The organism is Treponema primitia ZAS-1, assembly GCF_000297095.1.
In the GTDB taxonomy this organism is placed as follows: domain Bacteria; phylum Spirochaetota; class Spirochaetia; order Treponematales; family Breznakiellaceae; genus Termitinema; species Termitinema primitia_A.
Window position 1 is genome coordinate 1 of record NZ_AEEA01000027.1, and the last position, 420, is coordinate 420.

Here is a 420-nt window from a genome sequence, read left to right on the forward strand (position 1 = left end):
CATACGTCCCTACAAAGAGGATGATCCCACGGAGCCCATCGGGGTGTATGGGCTCACGAAGCGGGACGGGGAAACGGCCATCTTTGAACGCAGCGATGCGGCGTATATTATCCGGACGGCGTGGCTGTACGGGCAGTACGGGAATAACTTTGTAGCTACCATGCTCCGCCTGATGGCCGAGCGGGAAACCGTGCGGGTGGTAAACGACCAGCGGGGCAGTCCCACCTGGGCTTTCGACCTGGCCAATACCGCCGCAGACTTGATCCTGCGCTCAGACCGCGGAGAGCTGCCCTATGGGATTTACCATTACACCAACGGGGGGGATATTACCTGGTATGAGTTTGCGCAGGAAATCTACGCCCAGGGTAAAAAGACGGGGCTTCTTACCCGGGACTGTGCGGTAGAGCCCTGTACCAGCGG

Annotated in this window: 1 protein-coding gene; it reads left to right on the plus strand. The window is 59.3% G+C overall.

All coding sequences use genetic code 11. The features are described from left to right. A partial coding sequence (locus TPRIMZ1_RS0103755; protein WP_010254851.1) for an SDR family oxidoreductase occupies positions 1-420 on the plus strand: 420 nt, incomplete at both ends.